The following is a 22,349-nucleotide window of genomic DNA, read 5'->3' as shown; positions in this document are numbered from 1 at the left end:
GATGGAGACGAACAGTGCCGGGAGTGCGTAACCTGACGCAGGTCGAGGCGACCGAGCGGGCACGCCTGCTCGAGGTGACCGGGTACGACATCAGTCTGGACCTGTCGACCGCCGTGCTGGCGGCCGACGGCCGCACGTTCTCCTCGACGACCGAGGTCCGGTTCCGCTGCGCCGAACCGGGGGCGAGCACGTTCATCGAGGTGGCCGCCGAGTCGGTGCGGTCCGCCACGCTGAACGGCGCCCCGGTGGACCTGTCCGACTGGTCGGCTGAGAAGGGCCTGACCCTGTCCGGGCTGGACAGCGAGAACACCCTGGTCGTCGACGCGGACTTCGCCTACTCCAACAGCGGGCAGGGGCTGCACCGCACGGTCGACCCGGTGGACGGCGAGACGTACCTCTACAGCCAGTTCGAGACGGCCGACGCGCAGCGGGTGTTCGCCTGCTTCGACCAGCCCGACCTGAAGAGCGTCTACACCTGGCACGCCACCGTCCCCGAGCACTGGCGGGTGGTGTCCAACATGCCGGTGCAGCGCGAGGAGCCGGCCGGCGAGGGGCTCAAGACCCTCCACTTCACCGAGTCGCCGCGGATGAGCACGTACATCACGGCGCTGTGCGCCGGCCCGTACCACGAGGTGCGCGACAGCCACGACGGCATCGACCTGGGGGTGTTCTCCCGGGCGTCGATGGCTCAGTACCTGGACTCCGACGATCTGTTCCTCATCACCAAGCAGGGCTTCGACTTCTTCCACGAGAAGTTCGGCGTGCGCTACCCGCTGCCCAAGTACGACCAGCTGTGGGTGCCCGACTTCAACGCCGGCGCGATGGAGAACTTCGGCTGCGTCACGCACGCCGAGTCGCACTACCTGTTCCGCTCCCAGGTCACCGACTTCGAGTACGAGCAGCGGGCCAACACGATCCTGCACGAGCTGGCCCACATGTGGTTCGGCGACCTGGTCACCATGCGCTGGTGGAACGACCTGTGGCTCAACGAGTCGTTCGCCGAGTGGGCCAGCCACTGGTGCAACACCAACGCCACCCGGTTCACCGAGGCGTGGACGACGTTCCTGTCCATCCGGAAGAACTGGGGCTACCGGCAGGACCAGCTCTCCTCCACGCACCCGGTCTACACCGAGATGCCGGACATGGAGGCCGTCGAGGTCAACTTCGACGGCATCACCTACGCCAAGGGCGCGAGCGTGCTCAAGCAGCTCGTCGCGTACGTGGGTGAGGAGCCGTTCGTGGCCGGGCTGCGGGCGTACTTCGGCAAGCACGCCTGGGGCAACGCCACCTTCGACGACCTGCTCACCGAGCTGGAGGCGGCCTCGGGCCGGGAGCTGCGCAAGTTCGCCGCGCAGTGGCTGGAGACCGCCCAGGTCAACACGCTGCGGCCGGAGGTGACCATCGGCGCCGACGGCACCTACGAGCAGGTGGTCGTCCGGCAGGAGGCGCCGGCGGCGTACCCGACGCTGCGCACCCACCGGATCGGCGTGGGCCTGTACGACCTGACCGACGGACGGCTGGTCCGCCGCGAACGCTACGAGGTGGACGTGACCGGCGAGCGGACCGACCTCGCCGACCTGCGCGGCGTTCGAGCCGCCGACGTGCTGCTGCTCAACGACGACGACCTGAGCTACACCAAGCTGCGCCTCGACGACCGGTCGATGGCCACGGTGGTGCAGCACATCGGCGGCTTCGACTCGTCGCTGGCCCGCGCCCTCTGCTGGACGGCCGCGTGGGACATGACCCGAGACGCCGAGCTGGCGACCCGCGACTACGTGGCGCTGGTGCTGGCCGGGCTGTCCGCGGAGACCGACATCAACCTGGTGACCGCCACCCTGCGCCAGGCCACCACCGCGCTCACCCTCTACGCCGACCCCGCGTGGGCGGCCACCGGCTGGGCGGGGCTGGCTCGTACGGCGAAGGACGCGCTCGCCTCCGCCGAGCCGGGCAGCGGTTTCCAGCTGGCCTGGGCCCGGGCGTACACCTCGGCCGCCCGGTCCGAAGAGGACCTGGCCACGCTGCGCGGCTGGCTGGACGGCACCGGCGTGCCGGCCGGGCTGACCGTGGACACCGAGCTGCGCTGGACGGTGCTCGGGGCGCTGGTGGCCAACGGCGCGGCCGGTGCCGCCGAGATCGAGGCGGAGCTGGCCGGTGACCGCACCGCCAGCGGCGAGCGGGAGGCCGCGTACGCGCACGCGCTGGTGCCGACCACGGAGAACAAGGCGGCCGTGTGGGCGCTGCTGACCGGCCCGGACGCGCTGCCGAACTGGCGGCACCGGGCGCTGTTGCAGGGCTTCGCCCACCCGGCGCAGGTGGAGCTGGTCGCCCCGTACCGGGAGAAGTACTTCGCGGCGGTCGGCCAGGTGTGGGCCACTCGGGACAGCGAGCCGGCGCAGGAGTTCGCCCAGTTGGCGTACCCGACGTACCTGGTGGACGACGACACGGTGGCGGCCACCGACGCGTGGCTGGCCGGTGACGGCAACCCCGGCCCGCTGCGTCGACTGGTCGCCGAGGGTCGCGACGGTGTGGTGCGGGCGCTCAAGGCCCGCGCGAAGGACGCCCAGCAGAGCTGACCAGCTCGCTTGATCGACTCGACATCGCCGATATGGGGGTGTCCGCCCGCGCGGACACCCCCATATCGCTGACCTGGCGCGCTGCAACGGCACGCAACGCGACGAAGCCCGACCTGCCGTGCGGCGGGTCGGGCTTCGACGTACGAGAAAGGGCTCAGCCCTTGCCGGCGTGGCTGGCGAGCTGGTCGAGGCCGTTGATGATGCCGCCGGCCAGGTCGCCGCCGCTGAACGCGCCGGCCATGGAGAGCGCGGCCAGCTTGGCGTACGTGTCGGGGATGCGCTTGCGGGCGTACCGCCCGGTGACGATCTCCAGCTGGCGCTGGTTGGGCGACACGGCGATCAGCACCGACTTGTCGGGCTCGGCGAGCTGGCGGTGCAGCCGCTGGGCGTGCTCACGGATCGGCTCGTCGAGGCCGCCGACGAACACCGAGAAGACCAGGCCGGTGCCCTGGTCGGCCAGGCGCAGGGCCTCGTCGATGCGCAGCAGTTGGCGGGTCGAGAACGGCCCGTCCAGCACCTCGGGCGGATTCTCCGTCCCGGTCTGCTTCTCACCAACGGTCACTTGCGCCTCCGGTTCCACCGGCCGGCGCCTCGACGCTGGCCTGCTCTAGCTTGTGGCTGGTCAGCGCGGGCGCCTGCGCCCCCGCGGTCAGCGCGGTGCCGGCCGAGTCGGCCAGCTGCTCCGGGCGGCCCAGGAACCAGACCGGAGTGAAGTCGAAGGGCCGGCCCGGCCGGTAGCGCTTGGCGCCACCGCCACCGCCGGTGGCACTCCCGCGGCTACCGGCGTACGACAGGCCGGCGATGACCAGCACCGCGGCCACCGGGATGCCGACGAAGACCAGCAACGTCTCGGTAACAGACAATCCCAACGCCCCCAGGCGGAAGAAGGACCTCGAACAATCGGGTCGGATGGACGATCATGATGGTGACCGGCCAACTCCGTCACCATTCACGTTAGCGGAGTCGACGGCCCGCCAGATTGCGGGGTGCCGATCCCATCCGTCACTGGCGTGCTCCAGTTGCGCAGCGGTCGCGATGAGCCGCGCGTCGTCGCCGTACCGGCCAGTGAGGAGCACCCCGACGGGCAGGCCGTCGGCCGTGGCGCCCACCGGCAGGGACACGGAGGGATCGCCGGTGACGTTGAAGATGGCGCAGTAGGGCGAGAAGCGGCGTTGCCGGTCGAAATCGGCCGCCGGGTCGCCGTCGGCGGTGAACCAGCCGACGGGTGCCTGCGGTGCGGCCAGGGTGGGGCAGAGCAGCAGGTCGCAACCGGCGGTGCGGGCGGCGCCGAGACGTACCTGCGCCTGCAGCTCGCCGAGGGTGGCGGCCAGCGCGCCCGCGGAGACGCTGGCGCCCCGGGCCCGCAGCAGTTGGGTCAGCGGCAGCAGCTCCGCCTCGCGGTGCGGGGGCACGGGGGCGAGTGCCAGCACGTACCAGATGATCTCGAACAGCGGCCACGCCTGGGGCCCGAGCGGCGGCGGCACCTCGACCACCTCGTGGCCGGCGGTGGTGAGCAGGGCGGCGGCCCGGTCGACGGCGGCCACGCAGTCGGGGTGCACCGGCTCGTCGGCGAGCATCGGCGTGGTGAACCCGCCGATCCGCAGCCGGCCGGGCTCGGCCCGGCGGGCGGCGGCCAGGTATCCACCGGGCGGCGCGGGCGGCGGCAGGTAGGGCTCGCCCGGCACCGGCACGGCCATGACGTCGAGCAGCGCGGCGACGTCGACGACGGTCCGCCCGAGCGGACCGCTGGTGGGCAGCCCGAACGCGCCGGAGCCGAGCGGCCCGCCGGAGACCACGCCACGACTGGGCTTGTAGCCGATCAGGCCGCAGAGCGACGCCGGAATGCGCAGGGAGCCGCCGCCGTCGGACCCCTGGGCGATCGGCACCAGCCCGGCCGCGACCGCCGCCGCCGCGCCGCCGCTGGACCCACCGGCGGTGTACGCGAGCTGCCACGGATTGCGGGCCGGCGGTGCGACGCGGCCCTCCGAGTAGAGCGAGCAGCCCAGCTCGGAGGTGGTCGTCTTGCCGAGGCTGACGAGGCCGGCGGCCTTGATGAACCGGACCACGTCGGCGTCGACCGGCGGGACGAAGTCGGCGAACGCCGCCGAGCCGAAGGTGGTGCGTACCCCGGCGGTGAGGGTGAGGTCCTTGATCGCGGTCGGTACGCCGTGCAGCGGGCCGCGCCCCTCGACGGGCACCGCGTCGGCGGCGCGCGCGGCCTGCCGGGCGAGGTCCGGCGTGACGGTGACGAACGCGCCCACGGTGTCGCCGAGCGCCGCCACCCGGCGCAGGGAGTGCTCGACCAGCTCGACGCTGGACAGCTCGCCGCGGGCGATGGCGGCGGCCTGTTCCAGCGCGGTCAGGTCGTGCGGCTCGGCCATGTCCTCATCCTGCCCGGTGGGAGCGGCTGTCGGCGGGTCGACACGGCGGTCGCCCTTCGCGGCGGAGGGTACTGCTCCCGATACCGAACCGGCCGTGTCGGGAGGCAACCCCCCTCACCGGTCGCCCGCCCGGCGGCGGGCCGACTCCTGCCGGCGTCCTTTGCTCTGCTTCAACGGAGGCAACAGCCGATGTCCGTTTATCGGACACGTGGTGTTGCGTGGATTGAAGCAGAGCAAAGGCAACAGAACAGGGTCCGTCGGCCCGTCGGCCCGTCGCGGCCGTCCGTCGTCCGGGGGCACTACCATGGGTACGCCGTCAGCGCCGCCCGTGCAGGAAGCGCAGGGCGTTGGTGGATCGGAGCTTGTCGCGCTGGGCGTCGGTGAGGAAGTCGGCCGCGTCGACGACCGCACCGGCCGGGCGCTCCCCCAGCGGGTACGGGTAGTCGCTGCCGACCAGCACCCGGTCCTCCCCCATTGTGTCGACCAGCAGCCGCAGCGCGGGCGGCGCGAAGACCACCGAGTCGACGCTGAACCGGTCGACGTAACTGCTGGGCGGGGCGACGGACGCGCCCCGAACCAGGTCACCACGTCGGTGCCAGGCGTTGTCGGCGCGGCCGAGCCAGAACGGGAAGCTGCCGCCGCCGTGCGCGAAGCAGATCCGCAGCGTCTCGGGCACCCGGTCGAAGACGCCGCCCAGGATCATCGCCAGCACCGACAGGTGCGTCTCGGCGGGCATCCCGGTGAGCCACCGGGCCATCCAGCGGTTCAGACGCGGGCCGTCCGGCATGTCCCACGGGTGGACGAAGACGGGCGCACCCACCTCGGCACAGTGCTGCAGGAAGGTGACCACCCCGGCGTCGTCCAGATCCCGGTCGCCGACGTGGTTGCCGATCTCCACGCCGACGTGCCCGGCGGCCAGGCTGCGATCCAACTCCGCGCAGGCGGCGTCCGGGTCCTGCAGGGGCACCTGACAGAACGGCACCAGCCGGTCGCCGCCGGCCGCGGTGATCTCCAGGGTCAGGTCGTTGAAGATCCGGGCGACCTTCACGGCCTGGTCGGCCGGACGGTCGTAGCTGAAGAAGACGGGCGTCGGCGAGATCACCTGCACGGCGACACCGTCGGCGTCCATGTCGGCCAGTCGGCGGGACGCGTCCCAGCACTCGGCGCCGACCGGACGGAACTCCGTCTCCCCCACCATGATCATGGCGGCGCGCTCGGAGTCGACCCGCAACCAGGGCCAGCCGGACCCGCCGCACGCCGCGCCGAGGTCCGGCCACCCCTTCGGTACGACGTGCGTGTGCACGTCGACGACACCAGCGGGCATCAGCCCTTGCCCGGGTGCAGAGTGCCGCAGTTGGCGCAGGTGCGTGCCGCCTCATCTGCGTAGAATGCCTGGAACACCGGCGGCAGGTCGGCCGCGATGTCGCGGACCTGCAACTCCACCTCGTGCACCTGGTTTCCGCACTCGGGGCAGTACCACTGGAACGTCTCCAGCGTGCCCTCCTCGCGGACCCGCTCGACGACCACACCGATCGAGCCGGCCTCCGGTCGCTGCGGCGAGTGCGGGGTGTTGCGCGGCAGCATCCACATCTGACCCTCGCGCACGTGCACCGTACGCGGACCCTCGGGGGTCATCAGGTTGATGTGCATGTTGCCCTTGACCTGGTAGAAGAACTCCTCGTACGGGTCCACGTGGAAGTCGGTGCGCTGGTTGGGCCCGCCCACCACCATCACGATGAAGTCGTCCCCGCCGGGGAACATCTCCTTGTTGCCCACCGGCGGCTTCAGCAGGTGCTGGTTCTCCGCGATCCAGCCCGGAAAGCTGAACGGCTCGGCGATCTCACTCACGACTGACCTCCCGAGGGAAGAAGGGCCACGGCCTGGATCTCGATGAGCAGGTGCGGGTGCGGCAACTGGTGCACCGCCACCGTGGTGCGGGTCGGTCCGGACGCGTCGAAGAACTCCGCCCACACCTCGTTGTAACCACCGAAGTCGTTCATGTTGACCAGGTACGTGGTCACCTGGACGAGGTCGGTGAGGTCCGCGCCGACCGAGCGCAGCAGATCGCCGATGTTCTCGATCACAGCCCGCGTCTGCACCCGGATGTCGAGGTTCGTCGTGCCGAACGCGTCGACCTCGACACCGGCGAAGCTGTTGTCCGGCCGCCGCGACGACGTACCGGAGATGAATACGAACCCACCCGCGACCTTGACGTGCGGAAAAGCCCCCCGCGGCACGGCCTTCCCGGCCACCACCCGGGCGGTCACGACGACGCCCGCAGCGAAGCCGTGCCGAGTTTCTCGACGACGGCGCGGACATGGGCACCGGGACGCAGCGGCACCGCGGCGGTGGCGGCACCGGCCAGGAAGACCCAGCCGGACTGCAACCGCACCCCGTGTCGGCCGGCCAGCCGGATGCCCTCGTCGAGCGCCCGGCGCGGATCGCCGAGGATCGCCGCCGTCGAGCCGACCTGGGCCACCCGCCCGTCGACCTCCAGCAGCACGCCCAGGTTGTCGAGGCCCGACGGCACCGGCGACCACGGCCCGACCACGAACGCGGCGGCCGAGGTGTTGTCGGCGATCACGTCCGGCAGCGAGAAGCGGAAATCCGCGTACCGGGAGTCGATCAGCTCGATGGCCGGGGCGACCGCGCGGACCGCCGTGGCGAAGTCGCCGACCGGCTCGCCCGGCTCCGGCAGCCGGTCCAGCAGGAACGCCACCTCCGGCTCGACCCGGGGATGGATGTACGCGGCCGGGTCCACGGAACCGCCGTCGGGCACCCGCATCGCGTCGGTGAGCCGCCCCCAGATCACCTCGTCCACGCCGACCTGGGCCATCTTCGCCCTGCTGGTCAGCCCCATCTTCAGCCCGACCAGCCGCTCGCCGCGTTCCAGCCGGCGCTGCACCAGCGCGGCCTGCACGCCGTACGCGGTGTCCACGTCAAGACCGGTCTCGGCGGCGAGCTGACCGATCGCGGTGGCCGTGTCGGCCGCCGCGCCCAGCTTGTCGGCGATCCCGGTGATGTCCACGCCGATCATGACTGCTGCTCCTTGCCGGCCAGGTCGAGTGCCACGTCGACGATCATGTCCTCCTGGCCGCCGACCATCCGACGGCGGCCCAGCTCGACCAGGATCGACCGGACGTCGACGCCGTAGCGGTCCGAGGCCCGCTCGGCGTGCCGCAGGAAGCTGGAGTAGACGCCCGCGTACCCCAGGGAGAGCGTTTCCCGGTCGACCTGGACCGGCCGGTCCTGCAACGGGCGGACGATGTCGTCGGCGGCGTCCATCAGCGCGAACACGTCGCAGCCGTGCTTCCAGCCGTGCAGCTCGGCGACCGCCACGAAAACCTCCAGCGGCGCGTTGCCGGCGCCCGCGCCCATGCCGGCGAGGGAGGCGTCGACGCGCACGGTCCGGCCGGACGGCGAGCCGAGCGGCCCGGCGCCGAGGATGCGGCCGTGCTCGACGGCGAGCACGCTGTTGGCCACCCCGAGCGACAGGTTGTGGTGGGCGTGGATGCCGATCTGCGTCTCCGGGTCGAGGACCTGCCGGTACGCGTCGACCCGCTGCGCCACGTCGGACATCAGCAGCCGGCCGCCGGAGTCGGTGACGTAGACGCAGTGCGCCCCGTACGACTCCATGAGCTTGGCCTGCCCGGCGAGCCCAGCAGGGTCGTTCATGTGCGACATCATCAGGAACCCGGCCACGTCCATGCCGTTCTCCCGAGCCCAGGAGATGTGCTGGGCGGAGATGTCCGCCTCGGTGCAGTGCGTGGCGATGCGGACGCTCGTCACGCCGAGCGCCTTCGCCGCCCGAAGGTCCGCGATCGTGCCGATGCCGGGCAGCAGCAGGGTGGTGAGCTTCGCGTTCGTCATCACCTCGGCGGCGGCGGAGATCCACTCGGCGTCGCTGGCCGCGCCGTGGCCGTAGTTCACGCTCGACCCGGCGAGCCCGTCGCCGTGCGCCACCTCGATGGCGGCCACCCCGGCGGCGTCCAGGGCGGCGGCGATGGTGCGCACCTGCTCGACGGTGTACCGGTGGGCGATGGCGTGCATGCCGTCGCGCAGCGTCACGTCCTGGATGTACAGGTCGGTCATGGCGCGGCCACCTCCGAAGGACGCCTGGCGACCAGCCGCTCCGCGGTGCGCAGCGCGGCGGAGGTCATGATGTCCAGGTTCCCGGCGTACGCCGGCAGGTAGTGGCCCGCCCCGGACACCTCCAGGTAGACCGACACCTGCAACGCGGTGAGCTGCCGCCCGAGCGTCGGCACGTACGCCTCGACGCGGTCGAACTGCACGTCCTGCTTGAGCCGGTAGCCGGGGACGTACTCCTGGACCGTCGCCACCATGTCCGCCACCGAGGCGGCGATGGCGGCGGTGTCGGCGTCGACGTCCGGGCAGAGGCAGTAGACGGTGTCGCGCATGAGCAGCGGCGGGTCCGCCGGGTTCAGCACGATGATCGCCTTGCCCCGCTCCGCACCGCCGACCACCTCGATGGCGCGAGCGGTGGTCTCGGTGAACTCGTCGATGTTGGCCCGGGTGCCCGGCCCGGCGGACTTCGACGCGATCGACGCGACGATCTCCCCGTACGCCACCGGGGTGACCCGGCGGACGGCGGCGACGATCGGCACGGTGGCCTGCCCGCCGCAGGTCACCATGTTGACGTTCGGTTCGTGCAGGTGCTCGTCGAGGTTGACCGGCGGCACCACGTAGGGGCCGAGCGCGGCCGGGGTCAGGTCGACCACCGTCCGGCCGTGTGCGCGCAGCACCTCGTCGTGGCGTCGGTGCGCGCCGGCCGAGGTGGCGTCGAAGACCAGTTCGACGTCGGCGAACTCGGGCATCGCGACCAGCCCGTCCACTCCGTCGGCGGTGGTGGCGACGCCGAGCCGGCGAGCGCGCGCCAGGCCGTCGGAGGCCGGGTCGATGCCGGCCATCGCCACCATCCGCAGGCTGCCGCTCAGCCGCAACACCTTGATCATCAGGTCGGTGCCGATGTTTCCCGATCCCAGCACCGCCACGTCAGTGGTCACTGGCCGCCCCTGTCGCTGAAGGATGTCCGTACCGAGCCGAGGCCGGAGATCCGGGCCTCGTACGCGGCGCCCGGGGTGACCGGCACCATCGGGCCGAGCGCCCCGGAGAGCACCACGTCCCCGGCGCGCAGCGGGTCACCGGCGCGGGCGAGGGTGCTCGCCAGCCAGTGCAGAGCGTGCAGCGGGTTGCCCAGGCAGGCCGCGCCCGCGCCCACCGAGACCGGCTCACCGGCGTGCTCCAGCACCATTCCGCACAGCCGCAGGTCGACGTCGGCGAGGCGGCGCGGCGTGGTGCCGAGCACGAAGAGCCCGCTGGAGGCGTTGTCGGCGACCGTGTCCACGATGGAGATGTCCCAGCCCGCGATCCGCGAGTCGACGATCTCGATCGCCGGCAGCACGTGGTCGACGGCGCGGATCAGGTCGACGGTCGTGATCTGCGGATCCGCGAGATCCTTGTCGAGCACGAACGCGATCTCCGCCTCGACCCGCGGCTGGAGCAGCCGGTCGATCGGCACCTCGACCCCGTCGCCGACCGCCATCGCGTCGGTCAGCATCCCGAAGTCCGGCTGGAACACCCCGAAGGTCTCCTGCACCGCCCGGGAGGTCAACCCGATCTTCGCGCCGACCCGGCGTTCGCCGCGGCCCTGCCAGGCCCGCGCCTGAAGCTGCTGCACGCGGTACGCGGACTCGACGTCGCCCTCCGGCAGCAGCCGACCGCGCAGCGGCGGGCACGGCTTGCCGGTGCTGCGGGCCTCGGCCAGCTCCCGGTTGGCGGCCTCGATGTCGGCTTCCATGCCCGCTCCCTCGCTACGGCTCACGACAGGTCCACGCAGACGTTTGTGAGTTCGGAGTAGAAGTTCAACGAGTGCACGCCGCCCTCGCGGCCGATGCCGGACGCCTTCACCCCACCGAAGGGCGTGCGCAGGTCCCGCAGGAACCAGGTGTTGACCCAGACGATGCCGGCGTCGAGCCGGACCCCGGCCCGGTGCGCGACGCCCACGTCCCGGGTCCACACGGTCGCCGCCAGGCCGTACTCGGTGCCGTTGGCCAGGGCGTACGCCTCGTCCTCGGTGTCGAACGGCGCCACGTGCACGACCGGGCCGAAGATCTCCTCCCGGTTGGTACGGGCATCCGGGCCGAGACCGGTGAGCACTGTCGGCTGCACGTACGACCCGCCGTCACGGGCGTCGCCGAAGGTGGGCGTGCCGCCGCCGGTGAGCACCTCGGCGCCCTCGGCGCGGGCCAGCTCGTACGCGCCGAGCACCTTCGCCCGGTGCTGCGGGGAGATGAGCGGCATGGTGGCGGTGGCCTCGTCGGTCGGCCAGCCGTACGCCAGCTCGCCGGCCCGCTTCGCCAGCCGGGCGGTGAACTCCTCGAAGACCGGGCGCTGCACGTAGATGCGCTCGGTGCACAGGCACACCTGCCCGCCGTTGGTGAAGCTGGAGCGCATCGAGCCGGCCACCGCCGTGTCCAGGTCGGCGTCGGCGAAGACCAGGCCGGCGTTCTTGCCGCCCAGCTCGAAGCTCACCGCCTTCACGCCGTCGGCGGCGGCCCGCATGATCGCGCCGCCGGTGGCCGACTCGCCGGTGAAGGTGATCGCGTCGACGCCCGGGTGGCGGGTGAGGAACTCGCCGGCCGAGTCCGGTCCGAAGCCGTGCACCAGGTTGAACACCCCGTCCGGTACGCCGGCGGCGGCCATCACCTCGGCGAGCAGCGTCGCCGAGGCGGGCGTCTCCTCGCTGGGCTTGACCACGACGGCGTTGCCGCAGGCGAGCGCCGGGGCGACCTTCCAGGTGAGCAGCAGCAGCGGCAGGTTCCACGGCACGATGACCGCGACCACGCCGACCGGCTTGCGCACGGCGTAGTTCAGCGCCCGGCCGCCGGTCGGGGTGACCGTGGTGAACGATTCGGTGGGCGCGGTCGCCACGATCTCCGCGAACGCCCGGAAGTTCGCCGCGCCGCGCGGGATGTCCAGCGTGCGGGCCTGGGCGATGGACTTGCCGGTGTCCGCGACCTCGGCGGTGACCAGATCGTCGAAGCGACGTTCCAGCTCGTCCGCGACGCGGCGCAGCACCTCGGCGCGTTCCCGCTCCCCCATCCGGCCCCACGGCCCGCGCAGCGCCGCGCGGGCGGCGGCCACCGCGTCGTCCACCGTGGACCGTTCCGCCTCGACCACCTCGAAGACCGGCTCGCCGGTCACCGGGCTGACCTTGGTGAACGTCGACCCGCTGTCGACGAACTCGCCGCCCACGAAGTTGCGTAGCCGCTGTGGGCCACGTGGCGCGCGGCCGGCCATCAGTCGCGGATCCCAGGTGCCCGTCATGCGCGCCTCCCTCGGCTCAGTGCAGCGCCGATCGCGCCGACCAGCAGCAGCGCGGCCCCACCCGCGACCGCGCCGAGCACCCGGTGCTGCCGGCGGACCCGGCGGCGCACCTCGGCGTACGGGGTGGTGGAGAAGGACACCAGCTCGTACTGGGAAACGTACCGGCCGGGCAGTGCCCGTTCCAGTGCGTGCTCCACCCGCCGCCGGGTCTGGAACACCGGCGAGGCGACCTTGTCGCGCATCTCCACGAAGTTGGTAAGCGCCATCTGCGCGATGGCCTCTGCGTTCTCCTGCCGGCGGCGCTGGAACAGCGGCAACGCCGCCGACCACTCGTCGGCACACTCGTCGAGGCAGCGGTCCAGCTCGACGACGTCCTCGAAGGCGCAGTTGGCGCCCTGGCCGTAGAACGGCACGATGGCGTGGGCCGCGTCGCCGAGCAGGCCGACAGTCCCGTTGACCTGCCAGGGAGCGCTGCGCACCGTGCCGAGCACGCCCACCGGGTTGTGCTGGTAGTCCTCGACCAGGTTCGGGGCCAGCGGGACCACGTCCGGGTAGTGCTCGGTGAAGTGCCGTTCGATCTGGGCCGGGCTTCTCAGCGACGTGAAGCTACCGGCGCCGTCGTTGGGCCAGAACAGCGTGCAGGTGAAGGACCGGTCCGGGTTCGGCAACGCGATCATCATCGAGGTGCCCCGTGGCCAGATGTGCAGCGCGTCCGGATCCAGGGCGAAGTCGCCGCCCAGCGGCGGAATCGTCAGCTCCTTGTAGCCGTAGTCGAGGAAGTCCACGCTCTCGCGCAGCAGCCCGTACGCCAGCAGTTGTCCGCGTACCGCGGAGCCGGCGCCGTCGGCGCCCAACACGACCGACGCCTTCGCGCCAACCGTGCCCTGCGGGGTGTCGAAGCTCAGGGTGCCGTCGGCCGGATCGAGCCCGACGAGCCGGTGGTCGAAGACGATCCGGACCCCGGGCAGCGCGGCGGCCGCGTCCAGCAGGGCGTTGTTGAGGGCGCCCCGGCTGATCGAGTTGATCGCCCGGTCACCGGCCGCGCTGTACGACTGGAACTGCGGCTGCCCCTCGACCGGGTGGATCATCCGGCCGCGCATCGGCAGCGCGTCGGTCATCACCTGCTCGGCCAGGCCGATCCGGCGCAGCGCGTCCAACCCGCGCTCGGAGAGCGCCAGGTTGATCGAGCGTCCCCGCTCGGCCGCGCCGGCACGCGGGTCCGGCCGACGCTCGTAGAGGGCGACCGGGTAGCCACGCCGGGCCAGGAAGCAGGCGGCCAGGCAGCCCGCCAGGCCGGCGCCGATGATCGCGATCTCGTCGCGCCGCTTCGTCACGGGTTCACCGGCCCGACGGTGGCGGCGAGTGCGGCGGCGGCCCGCCAACAGTCGAGGTACGTGGAGTAGAGCGGCACCGGGGCGAAGCGGACGATGTCTGGCTCCCGGGCGTCGGCGATGACGCCGTGCTCGTGCCGCAGCCGCTTGGTCAGCTCGGCGGCGTTGCCGGCGCCGACGCGTACCGACAGCTGGCAACCCCGGCGGGCCGGATCGCGCGGGGTGACCACGCGCAGCGGCCGGTCGGCGGTGACCTCGTCGAGGAGTGACTCCAGCCAGCCGGTGAGTCGGAGGCTGCGCGCGCGCAGCGCCGGCATGCCGACCGCGTCGAACAGCTCCAGCGAGGTCCGCACCGGGCCCATCGCGAAGATCGGGGGGTTGGAGATCTGCCAGGCCTCCACGGTGGACGGCGGCCGGGACACCGGCGTCATCTCGAACCGGGTCGCCGCCGCAGTGCTCCACCAACCCTCGAAGCGCGGCAGGTCGGGATCGCCGAGGTGCCGCTCGTGCACGAAGACGCCGGCCAGCGCGCCCGGCCCCGAGTTCAGGTACTTGTAGGAGCACCAGGCGGCGAAGTCGACGTCCCAGTCGTGCAGGGCGAGCGGCACGTTGCCCACGGCGTGCGCCAGGTCCCAGCCGACCACCGCCCCGGCCGCCCGACCGGCCGCCGTGATCGCCGGGATGTCCAGCAGCTCGCCAGTGAGGTAGTTGACCCCGCCCAGCAGCACCAGTGCCACCCGGTCACCCTCGGCGGCCAGGTAGCCGGTGACGTCCTCGGTGCGCAACGCGTCCTCGCCAGCACGCGGGCGCAGCCGGACCACCGCGTCGTCCGGGTCCAGCCCGTGGAAGCGGGCCTGGCTGCGCACCGCGTAGCTGTCCGAGGGGAACGCGCTGTCCTCGATGACGATGCGGGTGCGGACGCCGGCCGGGCGGTAGAAGCTGACCATCAGCAGGTGCAGGTTGACCGTGAGCGAGTTCATCACCACGGCCTCCGCGGGCCGGGCGCCGACCAGTCGGGCGGCCGGGCCCGTCAACAGCTCGTGGTACGGCAGCCAGGCGCGTTCCGCCTCCAGGTGCCCCTCGACGCCGAGCCGCCCCCAGGCGTCCAGGTCGGCGAGGAGTTCGTCGCGGGTGGCCCGGGGTTGCAGGCCGAGCGAGTTGCCGGCGAGGTACGCCGACTCGGGGTGGTCGCCGCCGTCGGCGGGCGGCACGTGGAAGAGGTGTCGGTGGCCCGGGTCGGCCTGGTCGAGGCGGTGTGCCTCGCTCTCTGGGGTGTGCATGTCTCGCTCTCCGGTCACATCGCGGTGCGGGCCGACCACAGCTCCGGGAAGACCACCCGGGCCATGCTGCGCTGCAACCACGCCAGCCCGGCGGAGCCGCCGCTGCCGACCTTGGCGCCCATTGTCCGCTGTACCGCCTTGACGTGGTTCCACCGCCAGTCGCCGAACTCCTCGGCGACGCCGCTCAGCGCCTCGCCGAGCAGCCGCAGGTGGTTGTCCGGGCCGCCGTCGGCGTAGATCCGCACCCAGGCCGCCTCGACCTCCGGCTGCGGGTCGTGCTCGACCGCCACGTCCCGGTTCAACAGATCGGCGGGGAGGTCGAAGCCGCGCCGGGCCAGCAGCGCGACCACGTCGTCCCAGAGGCTCGGGGCGGCCAGCGCGGCGCTGAGCGCGGCGTGCACCTCGCTCTGCCTGCGGAACGGCCGGATCAGCGCCGGGTCGCGCAGCCCGAGCAGGAACTCAAGGTGCCGGTACATCGCGGACTGGAAGCCGGAGCCCTCGCCGAGCAGGTTGCGGAACCGGTTGAAGTCGGCCGGGGTCATCCAGCGCAGGCCCTGCCAGGCGGCGTTGAGCCCTTCCAGGTGCAGGGTGGCGCGGCGCAGCGGGGCCAGCGCGTCCCAGATCCGGTCGGCGCGCAACAGACGCTGGGTCTCCCGCAGCTCGTGGCAGGTCAGCCCGAAGTACAGCTCCATGATCTGGCTGACCATGAGGAAGGACATCTCGCCGGGGTCGTCGCTGAGGGGCTGCTGCAACTGGTGCAGGGCGGTGGCCCGCACGTACGCGTCGTAGGGCACCAGCTCGGCGAACTCCAGCGTCGGCTCGCCGCCGTTGCGCGCGGCGCGGGCTGCCCGCTGGCGCGGGGTCACCGGTCGTACCGTGGCGACGCGGTTCGGCGCCCGCCAATCCGTCTGATCCACCAGTCGTCTCCCTTCCCCCGAAGCTGCCGACGCCATGATCTCGCGGCTGGATCGGCCTGCGGAATGCCGGATCAACGGCACTTGTCGGCCTGACCTGGCGAACCGAAGGCAGCTGGGCGAATCCGGTTCACGAAAGTAAGGTTCGAGCGTGGACGACATGGACTGGGCGCTGCTGCGCGAGTTGCAGGCCGACGCCCGGCTCTCCTTCAGTGAGTTGTCCCGCCGGGTGCACCTGTCCCCACCAGCGGTCGCCGAGCGGGTCCGCCGGCTGGAGGAGGCCGGGGTGATCACCGGCTACCACGCCCACGTGGACCTGACCCGGGCCGGCCGTACGGTGGTCGCCCTGATCCGGATGTCCTGTTACGGCGCGCGGTGCATCCTGCACGACCCGGAGGTGTCCGGCTGGCCGGAGATTCTCCAGATCCACCGGATCACCGGCGACGCGTGCAGCATGCTCAAGGTGGCCGCCGGCTCGATCGGCGACTTCGAAGCGGTCATCGACCGGCTCGCCCCGTACGGGCAGCCGTCGAGCACCATGGTCCTGTCGTCCCCGCTGGACTGGCAGCCGATCACCCCGCTCCCGCCCGCCGGTGCCAGCTCCCGCCGCCGCTGACCCTGCCCGCCCGCTGGTTTGCCTCCGGGCCAACGGGAACTCAGCCCGCGTGCCCAGGGGAGGGTTCCGGCGGTCGTCGCCGGTTGGGGGGAAATCATGCAGGGACTTCGCACGATCAACCGCGCACTCTCGTCCGCACTGGCACTGGTGGGGCTCATCGGGGCGTTCGTCCTGTTGTCGGTCGCACCGGCGCGTGCCGGTGAGAACACCTCCGTCGAGGTGACGCCGAACAGCGTCCCGGCGGGCAGCCGGGTCACGATCCGCGCGAGCTGCGACAACAACAACAGCAACAATCGACAGGCCACCGTGCAGTCCGACGCGTTCGGGCGCGTGGTGCTCAGACCGGACAACGGCTTCCTCAAGGGGGAGGTCACCGTTCCGGGCAACAAGGAACCCGGTGACTACCAGGTCGACCTGCGGTGCCAGAACAACCAGACGGCCCAGACGATGCTGACCGTGCTGAACATGGCCTCGCCCAGCAAGGGGCCGGCGACGGGGGGCGGCGGCACCGCGGGCGGCCGGGGCATCGGATCGATCCTGGTCGTCGGCGGCGTGGCAGTGGTGGCCGCCGCGGTCGCGCTCGGCATGGTGGGCGGTCGGCGTCGGACCGGAGCCGGCTCCTGAGCCGGACCTGCCATGACCCGCAGATCCGCGCGTGCGCGGTCGGACCACCGTGCCCGCCTCCGGGCCGCAGCGGCCCTGCGCGCCTCCGGACGGCTGGTGGCCCGGGTCTCGGTTCGGCTGCGCCGGGTCGCCGGACAGGCGGTGTCCGCCAGCGTCGCCACCACTGATCCGGACGCCCGCCCGCTGCCGCCGAGCCGTCCCGCCGGGTCGCCGCTGCTCCGGCGTCGGCTCGGCACCGGGCCGGGACTGCCGGTCCTGGCCGTGGCCACGCTGATGGTGCTGATCGTGGCGATGCTCGGCGTCGAGCAGGTGACCGGGGTGAGTCTGCTGCCGGACCGGATCAGCGCCGGCCTGCGGCCGCCGCCGAAGAAGTTCCCCGTGCTGCCGGCCAGCCGCCCGACCGCTCTCTCGATCAGCAAGATCGACCTGCGGGCTCCGCTGCACGACGTGGGCCTCGCCCCGGACGGCACCATCGCCGTGCCCGACGTGGGCCGCGCCCAGGAGGCCGGCTGGTACGACCAGGGCCCCACCCCCGGCCAGTACGGGCCGGCGGTGATCGTCGGACACGTGGACACCACCACCGGCCCGGCCGTCTTTCACCAGCTCCGGGAACTGCGCGCGGGAGACCAGATCGAGGTCACCCGCTCCGACGGCCGGGTCGCGGTCTTCGAGGTGGACTCGATGGAGCGGTTCGACAAGGACCGACTGCCGGTGGACGAGGTGTACGGCGACTTCAGCCGCCCCAGCCTGCGGCTGATCACCTGCGGCGGCCGGTGGGTGGGCGGCGAGAGGGGCTACTCGGACAACCTGGTGGTCTTCGCCTCGCTGGTCAAGGCCCGTGGTGGTTGATCGCCGGCGCCAGCGTCGAGGTACTCGGCGAGCCGGGCGGCCCCGGTGAGCATGGCCCGACCGCGCTCGGTGAGCCGTCGGCGCCACTGGCCGAGCGACGCGGCGAGCGGTTCGGCGCCACCGGCGTCGCGTACCCGTCGCAGCACGTCGGCGATGTGGTCGAGCCGATACCCGCCCCGGCGCAGCAGGTGGGCGAGTTCCGCGTCCCGGACGTCGTCGGGCGAGTAGACGCGGTGGCGGGTCACCCGGTCGCGCTCCGGCCGCAGAATTCCGGCCGCCTCCCAGTTGCGAAGGGTCGCGGGTCGTACGCCGAGCCGGTGTGCGAGCACGCTGATCGGCACGGCTCTCCGGCCCTGCGGCGCGGGCTCCCTCGCGGTGAGAGTGGTGACCGCCGCCTCGACCGCGTCCAGGGTCTCCCGGTCGCGTTGCAGCAGCGCGTGACCGCTGTCGATCGTGCGCAACGCCGTGTCGATCTCGCCCCGGTTGACGGCGCGCATGATGTCGCCGCTGGCCGCGTAGCCGTGACCGACGATGAGCGCGAGGTAGGCGCTCAGTGCTGTGGCGTGCACCTCGGTGAACTGGCGGTACCCGGTCGCGGTGCGCTCGGCAGGTGGCAGCACGCCGTCCCGTTCGTAGTTACGGACGGCCTGCGCCGACAGTCCGTGACGGCGCGCGAGATCGACCGGTCGGCGTACCCCGGGGTTTGAGGGTTTTGTGGTTGTCACCCGCGCTCCATCGGTCTGAAGTCTCCACCGCTGGTGCAACGATACGGTTGATGCAATGACCACCCTTGTTGACCTGCTTGCCGGCTCGCCGACGCTGCTCGCGCTCGGCGAGCCGACGCACGGTGAATCCGCGTTCCTCCAGATCCGCAACGACGCCTTCCTGACGCTGGCCGAGCACGGCTACCGGTCGATCGCCCTGGAGAGCGACCGGGCCGCGGGACTGCTCGCCGACGCGTTCGTGCAGGGCGGGGCCATGACGCTCGACCGCGCGCTCGCCGAGGGGTTCAGCCACGGGTTCGGCGCCGCGCCGGCCAACCGTGACCTGCTGCTGCGGATGCGCGAGTGGAACGACGGACGGCCCGCCGCCGAGCGCCTGAGATTTCATGGCTTCGACGCCCCGCTGGAGATCGAGGGCGCCCCGAGCCCGCGGCGTCACCTGCTGCGGGTGTGCGAATTCCTCGACCTCGACCTCGACCGGTCGGTCGAGATCGACGACCTCGTCGGGGACGAGGCCCGCTGGAGCGACACGGCCGCGATCTGGGAGCCGGGCCGGTCGGTCGGACGCTCGTCCGACGCCCAGCGACTGCGGGTGCTCGCCGACGACCTGCTGACCGAGTTGTACCTGCGGGCACACCGACGGCCCGAGGGCTGGCCTGCGGCATTCGTCCACGCCACGTCGGCGGTCGCGGTGCTGCGCTACCACGCGGCGGCCGCGGCGCCACTGGTCCAGGAGGAACGCTTCGCCCACCTGGCCGCGGTCCGGGACGCGCTGATGGCCGAGAACCTGCTCGCGATCCGGGCGGTCGAGGCACACCGTGGACCCACGCTGGTCTTCGCGCACAACACGCACCTCCAGCGCCACCCGAGCACGATGACGGTGGGCGCGACGGAGGTGTCGTGGGCCGGTGCCGGCGCGATCGTCGGAGCGTTGCTGGGCGAGCGGTACGCGGTGATCGTCGGCAGCCTCGGCGCGAGCCCCGCGCTCGGCATCGACGTGCCCGCCGCGTCGACCTACGAGGGCAGGCTCCAGCAGAAGCTCACCCTCCCCGGGTACGTCCGGGCGGCCGAGATCGGGCCGGCCGAGCGGCGAGCGCACGACTACCGCTACTTCCCGCTGGACCAGGCCACCATCGACCACGCCGACGCGGTGCTGCACATCCCGACCGGCGTCGACGCGACAGTGCTCGCCGACCGGATCCGCGCGCTGCCCGACGTCGAGCAGGTGATGGCGAGCGAGGAGGACGGATCACCCGAGGGCGCCTGGGGCGACCAGTTCTTCTACGTCGGCCCGGACCGCCGCCAGCCGTTCGCCACCATCGTCGAGCACGACGTGCCCGGCTTCGACGAAGCCGCGCAGCTGGACCGCCCCGGCGTCTTCCGCCTCAACCTGGACCTGGGCCGGGCCGAGTTCGAGAGGACGTTCGGCTTCCCACCGAAGGCGTTCGAGGAGCACCGGGACGCCTTCGACTTCGCCCGGCTGGACACGGTCACGCCGCACCCGGGGTACGCGCTGTACGGCTTCGCCAGCATCGTGATGCCGGGGCCGCAGATGCTGCCCGAGATCGACCGGCTGTTGACCGTCGCGCACACCCGGGCGGTCGACCGGCACGAGCGCGCGACCCGCCGAGCGGCCGCGCAGCAGGACTGAGCCCGACCGGCGGTTCCGCGCCGCCGGGCAGGTCGGGCCGCTTCGGGCTCGCGCAGACTGGTCAGGCGGCCGCTTCGGGCTCGCGCAGGTCGAGCCAGTCGGCCCAGCGCGGGTCCGGAGCGCGGTGCCCGAGGACCCGCCAGGCGGTGCCCTTCGGCGCGGTCGGCAGGGCGTGCAGCCGCCAGCCCAGCTCCGCCGGGGTCTTGTCGCCCTTGGTGTGGTTGCACCGGGCGCACGCGGCGACCACGTTCTCCCAGGCGTGCCGGCCACCCCGGCTGCGCGGGAAGACGTGGTCGATGGTCTCGGCCGGCCCTCGGCAGTAGGCGCACCGCCAGCCGTCCCGGGCGAAGATCGCTCGGCGGGACAGCCCGACGTGGGTGCGGTAGGGCACCCGGACGAAGCGGGTCAGACGGACCACCGACGGAACCGGCAGCGCGTCGCGGGCGCTGTGCAGGATGCCGTCACCGTCGGCGACGCAGACGGCCTTGGCGGAGAGGACGAGGATCGCGGCGCGTCGCACCGACACGACACACAGGGGCTCGTAGGTGGCGTTGAGGACCAGCGCGCCGGAGCCCACCGTGGGTCGTATGTCAGGCATCGCGCTCACCCTCCCGGTTCAGCGGCTGCTGCGAACGCCGCCGACCGGAGTTGGGCACGAGGGCCCGCACCGTCGACGCCCGCTCGATCACCGACGTCCGTTGCGCCAATAGTCCCTGATCGGACCCCGGATTGCACGTACTAATCCGGGGTCGGACGTGAAGCTCTTTCCCGCACCTGTCACGATGGCCGGTTCGCCCCGGTCCGACCCGGCGCTCGGGCGCATCTCACCCGGCCGGTGGGTCGGCGGCGGCCGGTCCGGGGCGTTGCGGTACGAAGACAGGGTGAGTGCCGCCAGCGAAACGCCCCTTGCCCTGCCCGACGCCGTGTCGGTGAACTGTCAGGGCAGCACCTCCTGCGAGACGATCTACCGGATCACCGGGTCGGCCTGGTTCGCCGAGGGCAGCTACTGGATCCTGCTCAAGCCGCTGCGGGTGCTGTTGATAGTGGCGCTGGCGATGGTGGCCCGCTGGGCGCTGCACCGGACGATCGACCGTCTGGTCCGGACGACCACCAACGGCGCCGTGCCGACCATGCTGCGGCCGCTGCGCGAGCGGGTGCCCACGGCCGCGGTAGACCCGGCCGAGTTCGTGCCGGAGCGCCGCCGGCAACGAGCCGAGGCGATCGGCTCGGTGCTGCGCAGCCTGACCACCGCGTTCGTCTTCGGCATCGCGCTGCTGATGATCCTGCGCGAGTTCAGCTTCGACCTCGCCCCGCTGCTGGCCAGCGCCGGGATCGCCGGCGTCGCCCTGGGCTTCGGCGCGCAGAGCCTGGTCAAGGACCTGATCGCCGGGCTCTTCATGCTGATCGAGGACCAGTACGGCGTGGGCGACAACGTCGACCTGGGCGAGGCGACAGGTGTCGTGGAGTCGGTCGGGCTGCGGGTCACCACCGTCCGCGACGGACGCGGCGTGCTCTGGTACATCCGCAACGGCGAGATCATCCGGGTGGGCAACAAGAGCCAGGGCTGGGCGCTGGTGGTCGTGGACCTGCCGATCGGCTTCAGCGGTACGGAGGATGCCAGCGCCGTGCTGCGGACGGCCGCCGCCTCGGTGGCGCTGGACCCGGAGCTGTCGCCGGAGATCGTGGAGGCCCCGGAGGTGCTGGGTGTCGAGCAGATGACGGTGGATGGCGCCGTGATCCGTACGGTGGTGAAGACGACGGCCGACGGCCAGTTCGCGGTGAGCCGGGAGCTGCGCCGCAGGCTGGCGGAGGCGCTGGAGAATTCGGGGATCACCGCGCAGATCGCCGCCGCCCGCATCTATCCCGGTGTGTCGAGCCGGCCGTTGCCGGAGGGTGAGACCGGCCAGGGCGGCGCCACCTGACACCGGCGAGACTGGCCGGCAATACAGGGGTCGCCAGCCGCCCGGCCCCTGGAGTATCGTCCGTTCGTTCAGTCGGGGATGCGACGAACGATCCGTTCGCCCTAGCTAGTTGTCAGACGATCGGGCAGAATCCGGAGCA

22 protein-coding genes are annotated in these 22,349 nt (G+C 72.3%); 6 read left to right on the top strand and 16 right to left on the bottom strand.

Annotated elements, in window-relative coordinates; genetic code table 11:
• The first annotated feature begins 23 nt into the window (after positions 1-23).
• Positions 24-2,573: an aminopeptidase N gene (gene pepN, locus ABZU53_RS14490; RefSeq protein WP_355066193.1), complete on the top strand. Its 2,550-nt coding sequence runs from the start codon at positions 24-26 to the stop codon at positions 2,571-2,573.
• Between the two features lie 154 nt (positions 2,574-2,727).
• On the opposite strand, the gene ABZU53_RS14485 is transcribed toward pepN, so the two are convergent.
• The 14 genes from ABZU53_RS14485 to ABZU53_RS14420 all read right to left on the bottom strand — a co-directional run bounded on the left by ABZU53_RS14485 (position 2,728) and on the right by ABZU53_RS14420 (position 15,829).
• A complete protein-coding gene (locus ABZU53_RS14485) occupies positions 2,728-3,135 on the bottom strand; it encodes a DUF5130 family protein (RefSeq protein WP_354860579.1) in 408 nt (135 codons plus the stop codon).
• Positions 3,122-3,418: a hypothetical protein gene (locus ABZU53_RS14480; protein WP_354860609.1), complete on the bottom strand. Its 297-nt coding sequence runs from the start codon at positions 3,416-3,418 to the stop codon at positions 3,122-3,124. The genes ABZU53_RS14485 and ABZU53_RS14480 overlap by 14 nt, the downstream gene beginning before the upstream one ends.
• 72 nt (positions 3,419-3,490) lie before the next feature.
• Positions 3,491-4,954 (bottom strand): amidase, encoded by a 1,464-nt coding sequence (locus tag ABZU53_RS14475; protein WP_355066191.1) that lies wholly within the window; start codon positions 4,952-4,954, stop codon positions 3,491-3,493.
• Between the two features lie 316 nt (positions 4,955-5,270).
• The gene (locus ABZU53_RS14470) at positions 5,271-6,278 is read right to left on the bottom strand and encodes an amidohydrolase family protein (protein ID WP_355066189.1); all 1,008 of its coding nucleotides are present in this window, start codon (positions 6,276-6,278) and stop codon (positions 5,271-5,273) included.
• The gene (locus ABZU53_RS14465) at positions 6,278-6,802 is read right to left on the bottom strand and encodes a 3-hydroxyanthranilate 3,4-dioxygenase (RefSeq protein ID WP_354860585.1); all 525 of its coding nucleotides are present in this window, start codon (positions 6,800-6,802) and stop codon (positions 6,278-6,280) included. Before ABZU53_RS14465 ends, ABZU53_RS14470 begins: the two co-directional genes overlap by 1 nt.
• Positions 6,799-7,221 carry a RidA family protein gene (locus tag ABZU53_RS14460; RefSeq protein WP_355066187.1) on the bottom strand — a complete coding sequence of 141 codons (423 nt, stop codon included), beginning with the start codon at positions 7,219-7,221 and terminating at the stop codon, positions 6,799-6,801. The genes ABZU53_RS14465 and ABZU53_RS14460 overlap by 4 nt, the downstream gene beginning before the upstream one ends.
• A complete protein-coding gene (locus tag ABZU53_RS14455) occupies positions 7,218-7,991 on the bottom strand; it encodes a fumarylacetoacetate hydrolase family protein (RefSeq protein WP_355066185.1) in 774 nt (257 codons plus the stop codon). The genes ABZU53_RS14460 and ABZU53_RS14455 overlap by 4 nt, the downstream gene beginning before the upstream one ends.
• A complete protein-coding gene (gene dmpG, locus ABZU53_RS14450) occupies positions 7,988-9,046 on the bottom strand; it encodes a 4-hydroxy-2-oxovalerate aldolase (protein ID WP_355066183.1) in 1,059 nt (352 codons plus the stop codon). Before dmpG ends, ABZU53_RS14455 begins: the two co-directional genes overlap by 4 nt.
• Positions 9,043-9,978 (bottom strand): acetaldehyde dehydrogenase (acetylating), encoded by a 936-nt coding sequence (locus ABZU53_RS14445; protein WP_355066181.1) that lies wholly within the window; start codon positions 9,976-9,978, stop codon positions 9,043-9,045. The genes dmpG and ABZU53_RS14445 overlap by 4 nt, the downstream gene beginning before the upstream one ends.
• Positions 9,975-10,772: a fumarylacetoacetate hydrolase family protein gene (locus ABZU53_RS14440; protein ID WP_355066179.1), complete on the bottom strand. Its 798-nt coding sequence runs from the start codon at positions 10,770-10,772 to the stop codon at positions 9,975-9,977. Before ABZU53_RS14440 ends, ABZU53_RS14445 begins: the two co-directional genes overlap by 4 nt.
• A gap of 20 nt (positions 10,773-10,792) precedes the next feature.
• A complete protein-coding gene (locus ABZU53_RS14435; protein ID WP_355066233.1) occupies positions 10,793-12,274 on the bottom strand; it encodes a 2-hydroxymuconic semialdehyde dehydrogenase in 1,482 nt (493 codons plus the stop codon).
• Positions 12,275-12,297: 23 nt separating this feature from the next.
• Positions 12,298-13,635, bottom strand: coding sequence for an NAD(P)/FAD-dependent oxidoreductase (locus tag ABZU53_RS14430; protein ID WP_355066177.1), 1,338 nt, complete (start codon positions 13,633-13,635; stop codon positions 12,298-12,300).
• The gene (gene kynU / locus ABZU53_RS14425) at positions 13,632-14,912 is read right to left on the bottom strand and encodes a kynureninase (RefSeq protein WP_355066175.1); all 1,281 of its coding nucleotides are present in this window, start codon (positions 14,910-14,912) and stop codon (positions 13,632-13,634) included. Before kynU ends, ABZU53_RS14430 begins: the two co-directional genes overlap by 4 nt.
• A 14-nt stretch (positions 14,913-14,926) precedes the next feature.
• The gene (locus ABZU53_RS14420) at positions 14,927-15,829 is read right to left on the bottom strand and encodes a tryptophan 2,3-dioxygenase family protein (RefSeq protein WP_354860597.1); all 903 of its coding nucleotides are present in this window, start codon (positions 15,827-15,829) and stop codon (positions 14,927-14,929) included.
• 148 nt (positions 15,830-15,977) lie between these two features.
• On the opposite strand from ABZU53_RS14420, the gene ABZU53_RS14415 reads away from it, so the two are divergent.
• The 3 genes from ABZU53_RS14415 to ABZU53_RS14405 all read left to right on the top strand — a co-directional run bounded on the left by ABZU53_RS14415 (position 15,978) and on the right by ABZU53_RS14405 (position 17,915).
• Positions 15,978-16,442, top strand: a complete 465-nt coding sequence (locus ABZU53_RS14415) for an Lrp/AsnC family transcriptional regulator (RefSeq protein WP_354860599.1) — start codon at positions 15,978-15,980, stop codon at positions 16,440-16,442.
• Between the two features lie 96 nt (positions 16,443-16,538).
• Entirely contained in the window at positions 16,539-17,066 is a 528-nt protein-coding gene (locus tag ABZU53_RS14410) for a hypothetical protein (protein ID WP_355066173.1), read from the top strand.
• A 75-nt stretch (positions 17,067-17,141) separates the two neighbouring features.
• On the top strand, positions 17,142-17,915 hold the full coding sequence (locus ABZU53_RS14405) for a class F sortase (RefSeq protein WP_354860612.1): 774 nt from the start codon (positions 17,142-17,144) through the stop codon (positions 17,913-17,915).
• Here ABZU53_RS14405 and ABZU53_RS14400 read toward each other — a convergent pair.
• Positions 17,861-18,640, bottom strand: coding sequence for a MerR family transcriptional regulator (locus ABZU53_RS14400; RefSeq protein ID WP_355066171.1), 780 nt, complete (start codon positions 18,638-18,640; stop codon positions 17,861-17,863). The genes ABZU53_RS14405 and ABZU53_RS14400 overlap by 55 nt on opposite strands.
• A gap of 55 nt (positions 18,641-18,695) precedes the next feature.
• Here ABZU53_RS14400 and ABZU53_RS14395 point away from each other — a divergent pair, with 55 nt between their 5' ends.
• Entirely contained in the window at positions 18,696-20,288 is a 1,593-nt protein-coding gene (locus ABZU53_RS14395; protein WP_355066169.1) for a DUF6194 family protein, read from the top strand.
• Between the two features lie 61 nt (positions 20,289-20,349).
• Here the strand turns inward: ABZU53_RS14395 and ABZU53_RS14390 are convergent, their stop codons facing one another.
• Positions 20,350-20,886, bottom strand: a complete 537-nt coding sequence (locus tag ABZU53_RS14390; protein ID WP_354860605.1) for an HNH endonuclease — start codon at positions 20,884-20,886, stop codon at positions 20,350-20,352.
• A gap of 265 nt (positions 20,887-21,151) precedes the next feature.
• Between ABZU53_RS14390 and ABZU53_RS14385 the strand changes: the two genes are divergently transcribed.
• On the top strand, positions 21,152-22,210 hold the full coding sequence (locus ABZU53_RS14385) for a mechanosensitive ion channel family protein (protein WP_355066231.1): 1,059 nt from the start codon (positions 21,152-21,154) through the stop codon (positions 22,208-22,210).
• Positions 22,211-22,349: the final 139 nt, after the last annotated feature.

It is taken from the genome of Micromonospora sp. NPDC005194 (assembly GCF_040608335.1).
In the GTDB taxonomy this organism is placed as follows: Bacteria; Actinomycetota; Actinomycetes; order Mycobacteriales; family Micromonosporaceae; genus Micromonospora.
The sequence above is the reverse complement of the archived record's forward strand: the minus strand, read 5'-3'. Positions and strand labels throughout refer to the sequence as shown.